The 5,860-nt window shown below is 73.1% G+C and carries 6 protein-coding genes and 1 pseudogene; 6 read left to right on the top strand and 1 reads right to left on the bottom strand.

Annotated elements, in window-relative coordinates; genetic code table 11:
* The first annotated feature begins 244 nt into the window (after positions 1–244).
* From VR44_RS34815 to VR44_RS34805, 3 genes are all read left to right on the top strand, one after another.
* Complete coding sequence (locus VR44_RS34815) at positions 245–1,528, top strand: glutamate-5-semialdehyde dehydrogenase (protein ID WP_045951644.1); 1,284 nt, start codon at positions 245–247, stop codon at positions 1,526–1,528.
* A 77-nt stretch (positions 1,529–1,605) separates the two neighbouring features.
* Entirely contained in the window at positions 1,606–2,139 is a 534-nt protein-coding gene (locus tag VR44_RS34810; RefSeq protein WP_045951643.1) for an SCO2584 family spore wall biosynthesis protein, read from the top strand.
* Between the two features lie 68 nt (positions 2,140–2,207).
* Entirely contained in the window at positions 2,208–3,470 is a 1,263-nt protein-coding gene (locus VR44_RS34805) for an SCO2583 family membrane protein (protein WP_045951642.1), read from the top strand.
* Here the strand turns inward: VR44_RS34805 and VR44_RS34800 are convergent.
* The gene (locus tag VR44_RS34800; protein WP_045951641.1) at positions 3,454–4,509 is read right to left on the bottom strand and encodes a M48 family metallopeptidase; all 1,056 of its coding nucleotides are present in this window, start codon (positions 4,507–4,509) and stop codon (positions 3,454–3,456) included. The genes VR44_RS34805 and VR44_RS34800 overlap by 17 nt on opposite strands.
* Positions 4,510–4,648: 139 nt before the next feature.
* Here VR44_RS34800 and VR44_RS46165 point away from each other — a divergent pair, with 139 nt between their 5' ends.
* The 3 genes and pseudogenes from VR44_RS46165 to VR44_RS34785 all read left to right on the top strand — a co-directional run.
* On the top strand, positions 4,649–4,816 hold the full coding sequence (locus VR44_RS46165) for a hypothetical protein (RefSeq protein ID WP_045951640.1): 168 nt from the start codon (positions 4,649–4,651) through the stop codon (positions 4,814–4,816).
* A 60-nt stretch (positions 4,817–4,876) separates the two neighbouring features.
* The gene (gene nadD, locus VR44_RS34790) at positions 4,877–5,494 is read left to right on the top strand and encodes a nicotinate-nucleotide adenylyltransferase (RefSeq protein WP_045951639.1); all 618 of its coding nucleotides are present in this window, start codon (positions 4,877–4,879) and stop codon (positions 5,492–5,494) included.
* Between the two features lie 26 nt (positions 5,495–5,520).
* A pseudogene (locus VR44_RS34785) lies at positions 5,521–5,860 on the top strand (LytR family transcriptional regulator); the annotation flags it as partial.

Genomic DNA, 5,860 nt, shown 5'->3' with positions numbered 1-5,860 from the left:
GACGGCTCCGCGCAGCGGCAGCCCCGGCAACCGGCCCCGGCCGACAGAGGCGGCTCCGCGCAACGGCAGCCCCGCCCGGCAGCCCCAGCCAGTACAGGCGCCCCCGGCCGGGACAGGCGGCCCCCGGCCCGTGGCTTCGGTCGAGGGGGCGGAGGCGACGGGGGAGCCCGCCGTGGTGGGGAGGGGTGTCTCGGGGGGTGGAACCCCGTGAGGGGGCCGTCGGGCGGGGACTACCCTGGGCGGCATGACCTCGCTCGACGACGCCCCCGCGACCTCCCCCGTCCTCGCCACCGCGGCAGCGGCCCGCACGGCCGCCGCAGCCATCGCCCCACTCCCGCGGTCCGCCAAGGACACGGCCCTCCTGGCCATCGCGGACGCGCTGACGGCCCGTACCGACGAGATCGTCGCCGCCAACGCCGAGGACATCGACAGGGCCCGCGCCGCCGGCACCAGCGAGACCGTCATCGACCGGCTCACCCTCACCCCCGAGCGGGTCGCCGCCATCGCCTCCGACGTGCGCGACGTCGCCGCCCTCCCCGACCCCGTCGGCGAGGTCGTCCGCGGCTCCACCCTCCCCAACGGCATCGACCTCCGCCAGATCCGCGTCCCCCTCGGCGTCGTCGGCATCATCTACGAGGCCCGCCCCAACGTCACCGTCGACGCCGCCGCGCTCTGCCTGAAGGCCGGCAACGCCGTCCTCCTGCGCGGCAGTTCCTCCGCCTACGCCTCCAACACCGCCCTCGTCGCCATCCTGCGCGACGCCATCGCGAGCACCGGCCTGCCCGCCGACGCGATCCAGCTCGTCCCCGGCGAGTCCCGCGACTCCGTCCGCGAGCTGATGCGCGCCCGCGGCCTCGTCGACGTGCTCATCCCGCGCGGCGGTGCCTCCCTCATCAAGACCGTCGTCGAGGAGTCCACCGTCCCGGTCATCGAGACCGGTACCGGAAACTGCCACGTCTACGTCGACGCCCAGGCCGACCTCGACATGGCCGTGGACATCCTCATCAACTCCAAGGCCCAGCGGCCCTCCGTCTGCAACGCCGCCGAGACCCTCCTCGTCCACCGCGACATCGCCGACGCCTTCCTGCCCCGCGCCCTCGACGCCCTCGCCGACGCCGGCGTGACCGTCCACGGCGACGCCCGGGTGCTGGCCGCCGCCGAGGAGAGCAAGGCCACCGCCCTGCCCGCCACCGACGAGGACTGGGCCGCCGAGTACCTGTCGTACGACATCGCCGCCGCCGTCGTGGACTCCCTCGACGAGGCCGTCGCCCACATCCGCCGCTGGACCTCCGGGCACACCGAGGCGATCGTCACCACCTCGCAGGCCGCCGCGCGCCGCTTCACCCAACTGGTCGACTCGACCACCGTCGCCGTGAACGCCTCCACCCGGTTCACGGACGGTGGCCAGTTCGGGTTCGGCGCCGAGATCGGCATCTCCACCCAGAAGCTGCACGCCCGCGGCCCGATGGGCCTGCCCGAGCTCACCTCCACCAAGTACATCGTCACCGGCGACGGTCACATCCGGTAACCGCCACCCGAACCCGTTGTGGCCGGATTCCGGCTTTCACCCTGCCCAAAGCGGCCCCCCAGGTCTACGCTGTTCCCGTGCCGGACGACGTGGGGGGCAAGCCGTTCCCGGACGACGGGGAGCCCGACGACGACCGCGGAGGCGCGGATCAGGACTTCGCCTCCGTGGTGTTCGATGAGGCCTTCGTCCGGAACGCCAGGATCCATGAACCGAGCGCGGCCGAACGCCAGCGCGCCGCCGACCTGGCGCGCGCCGAGGCGGAGGCCGCCCGCGTCGCCGGAGGCTGGGCGGGCGAGGACGACCACGGCCACCCGGACGGATACCCGTACGAGGACCACGCCTGGGAGGCCGGGTCCTACGGCTACGCCGAGGGGCCGTACGGGGCCTACGGCGGCAGCCTGCGCCCCTACCGGGGCCGGGCCGGCTGGCTGAGACCGGTCGCCTGGGTCCTCGCCGTCGTCATGGGACTCGGGATGGTGGCGCTCGCCTTCAGTGCCGTCTACCGCAGCGCCTCCGGCGACGCGGACCCCGCACCCGCACCCGCCAGTACCCCGCTCGGGGAAGTCACCGGCGTCGGCGCGTTTACGTACCCCGTCGTCCGCCAACCCTGAAGGTACGACCCCACTCGCCCGTTCCGGAGCTGGGGGCTTCTCTGAAGCGGGGACAGCGGGGAGAAGCGATGGCCGTACCAGGAGATCCGCCCAACGGCACCCCCGAGGGAACCGGCGGGGGTGACGACGAACTGCGCCCGGACGAGTACCGGTCGGTGGTGTTCGACGAGGACTTCGTCCGCGCCGCCCGGCTCCAGGAGTTCTCCGCCCAGGAACGCATGGGCGAGCACGCCCGCGCCGTCCGCAGCCGCTCCATCTGGTCGGGCGGCGGCTCCGCGGGCCGCGGCAACGGCACCCCGGGCCGCGGCGCCCGCCAGGGCATGCTGCTCGTCCTGCTCATCGCCTCGGCCTTCGCCGTCGCCGTCTACCTGGGCCTGCGCAACCCGTACGTGCCCCCGGCCGGCGGCAACGCCGAGCCGCTCAGCAGCACCGTCGTACCCCTGACACCGTCCTCCGCCGTACCCGGCGGCAAACCGGCAGACCTCTACGCCCGGAGCCCCGCCGCCGAGTATCGCACCGGCGCGGCCGGGATCACCCTGCCCGCCGTACGCCGCACCCACCACTTCACCGAGAGCCAGGTCGTCGCCGCACTGTCCATCGCCAAGGACTACCTGGTGCAGTCCTCCCTCGACCCCGACGTGCTCTCCGGCACCGCCTCCCGGCCCGTACGGGTCCTGCTGGACCCCGGACAGCTGGCCCAGTTCGACGAGAGCATGACCTCCCCCTCCGGGGACGGCCGGCACGCCGCGACCGGCTGGCTGGTCCGCTTCGACCCGCAGACCGCCGCCCTGGCCGACTCCCGCGTCCGGGTCAGCGGCACCCTCGCCTTCGAGGAGGTCAGTCCCGAGGCGCTGGTCGTCACCACCGACCACACCTTCGTGTACGCCGTACGGGGAGCCTCCGGCCCGCCGGCCGGGTCCGACGCGTCCTCCCTCTTCACCGTCCGCCGCGAGCTGCGGCTGCGCTTCGACCACGAGGACCTCACCACCCGGCGGGCGGAACTGGCCTCCTCCTACGTGATGGCCGGACCCCAGGACTGCGCCGCCGACCCGGCCGGGGGCTTCCGCCCGCTGCTGGCCGGAGCCGGCCCCACCACCGTGGGCCCGCCGGTCAGCGACCCGTACGCCAGCGGCCACCCCCGGCGGACGGCCGGACTCTGCGGGGTGATGGACCCGGCGGCGGCCGCACCGGACCCGTCGGCCCAACCGCCTTCGGCACAGCCCGCAGCGTCCTCGCCGCCACCGCAGGCCGGCCCGGCGGACGCGGGGGCGGTGCCGGCGGCGCGGCCCCAGGCACCGCCCCCGCCGGCCTCCGTCAGTCCTGTCGGGTAGCGCCCTTCTCCGCGCCCCCCGCGCCGGTGAACCGGTCACGCAGCTTCCCGCCCAGGTCGCCCGCGCCGCCGGCTATGTCGCCGACCAGCTTCATCAGCGGATCCCTGCTCGTGCGCACCGAGTCCGCGTAGTGCGCGGCGGACTCGCGGAAGGAGTCGGCCACCGAGGTGTCCTTGTCCTCGTCCCGCCGCGGGTAGTGCCCGTCCATGATCCGCTGGTAGTCCCGGGTCTGCGACCACTTCCGCAGCTCGGCGGCGCGCACCGTCGTGAAGGGGTGGGTGCGCGGCAGCACGTTGAGGATCTTCAGGACCGAGTCGCGCAGGTCGCCACTCGACTCGTACTCGTCGGCCTGGGCCAGGAAGGCGTCCACGTTCATCTCGTGCAGGTGGTTGCCGCCCGCGATCTTCATCAGCCCGCGCATCGAGGCGTTCACGTCCTGCCCCACCAGCAGGCCGGCCCGGTCCGCCGACAGCTCCGACTTGCGGAACCACTCCCGCAGCGCGGTGACGATCGCCGTGATCGTCACACTGCCCAGCGGGATCCACGCCACCTTCAGCGCCAGGCTCGTCAGGAACAGCAGCACCGTCCGGTACACGGAGTGCCCGGACAGCGCGTGGCCCACCTCGTGGCCCACGACCGCCCGCATCTCCTCCTCGTCCAGCAGCTCCACCAGCGCCGTCGTCACCACGATGATCGGCTCGTCCAGCCCGATGCACATGGCGTTCGGCTTCGGGTCCTGCTGCACGTACATCTGCGGGACCGTCTCCAGGTCCAGGATGTAGCAGGCGTCGCGCAGCATCTCGTGCAGGTGGGGGAACTGGGTCTCGCCCACGCGCACCGACTCCGACAGGAACAGCAGCCGCAGGCTGCGCTCCGGGAGCAGCCCGCTGAGGGCCTTGAAGACCGTGTCGAACCCGGTCAGCTTGCGCAGGGCGACCAGGGCCGAACGGTCCGCCGGGTGCTCGTAGGCCCGCGAGGAGATGCCCGGGAACCTCCTGCGGTCCCGTGCCGGCGTCTTCTCGAATCCGCTGTCGGTCATGGCGCTTCCCCCTGGATCGGCCTGTGGTCCACTGCTCCATCCTCTCCAACGCCTGAGTCGGCGTGAGCGTGCCCCGACCCCCCGCATACGATGTGAGGGAAGTCTCCGCTCGCTCCCCGACTCGATAGGTACCTGCCTGATGAGCCTCTCCACCACCGCCAACAACCTCGTCCTCCTCGCCTCGGAGGGCGCCGAGCAGCACGGCGGCAACCACGAGAGCCTGAGCCCCTACCTGACCGGTGGCGGTGCGCTCTTCGTCCTGCTGCTGATGCTCTGGGTGACCACGCGCCTGAACCGCGACCGCTGAACCACCTCGTTCGGACCGGGCCGCCGCGCACGTGCCACCGGGCCAGTAGGCTCTGCGCTCATGGGAGAGCAGGAAGTGCCTACGGGCCCGGTCAAGCGCCGGCTGGGCGTGATGGGCGGGACGTTCGACCCGATCCACCACGGACACCTGGTGGCCGCCAGTGAGGTGGCCGCCCTTTTCCACCTCGACGAGGTGGTGTTCGTCCCCACGGGTGAACCGTGGCAGAAGTCCCAGCGGGCCGTGTCGCCCGCCGAGGACCGCTACCTGATGACAGTCATCGCGACGGCCTCGAACCCGCAGTTCTCGGTGAGCCGCATCGACATCGACCGCGGCGGTCCGACTTACACGATCGACACCCTGCGGGACCTCAGCGCGCTGAACCAGGACGCCGACCTCTTCTTCATCACCGGCGCCGACGCCCTCGCGCAGATCCTGACCTGGCGCAACGCCGACGAGCTCTTCTCCCTCGCCCACTTCATCGGCGTGACCCGGCCCGGGCACGTCCTGACCGACGACGGCCTGCCCGAGGGCGGCGTCTCGCTCGTCGAGGTGCCCGCGCTGGCGATCTCCTCCACGGACTGCCGCGCCCGCGTCGCCGAGGGCGACCCCGTCTGGTACCTGGTCCCGGACGGCGTGGTGCGCTACATCGACAAGCGTGAGCTGTACCGGGGAGCCTGAGCTTCCGGAACGACGAGAGGCCCGCGGTGAACGACCCACAGGATCCGTACGACCCGTACGCCGCCCAGCAGCAGCTCATCGGCTACGACCCGTACGGCCGGCCGCTGTACGGCCAGGCGCCCGCGCAGCAGCCCCTCCAGCCCGCCCCGCCCCCGTACGGGCAGCAGTACGAGACCCCGTACGAGCAGCCGTACGCACAGCAGTCCCACGCACAGCAGTGCGACTACGAACAGCAGCCGCAGGGCGGCTACGCCCCCCAGGCCCCCTCCTACGGGTACGACGCCCGGCAGCAGCCGCAGCAGTGGATCCCGCAGCAGGCCGCCGCCCCGCAAGCCCCCGGCCGGCCGCCCGCCCCCGCCCCCGTTC

The sequence above is a fragment of the Streptomyces katrae genome, from assembly GCF_000966975.1.
GTDB classification, from domain to species: domain Bacteria; phylum Actinomycetota; class Actinomycetes; order Streptomycetales; family Streptomycetaceae; genus Streptomyces; species Streptomyces katrae.
This window is presented reverse-complemented; position numbering and strand designations above follow the sequence as displayed.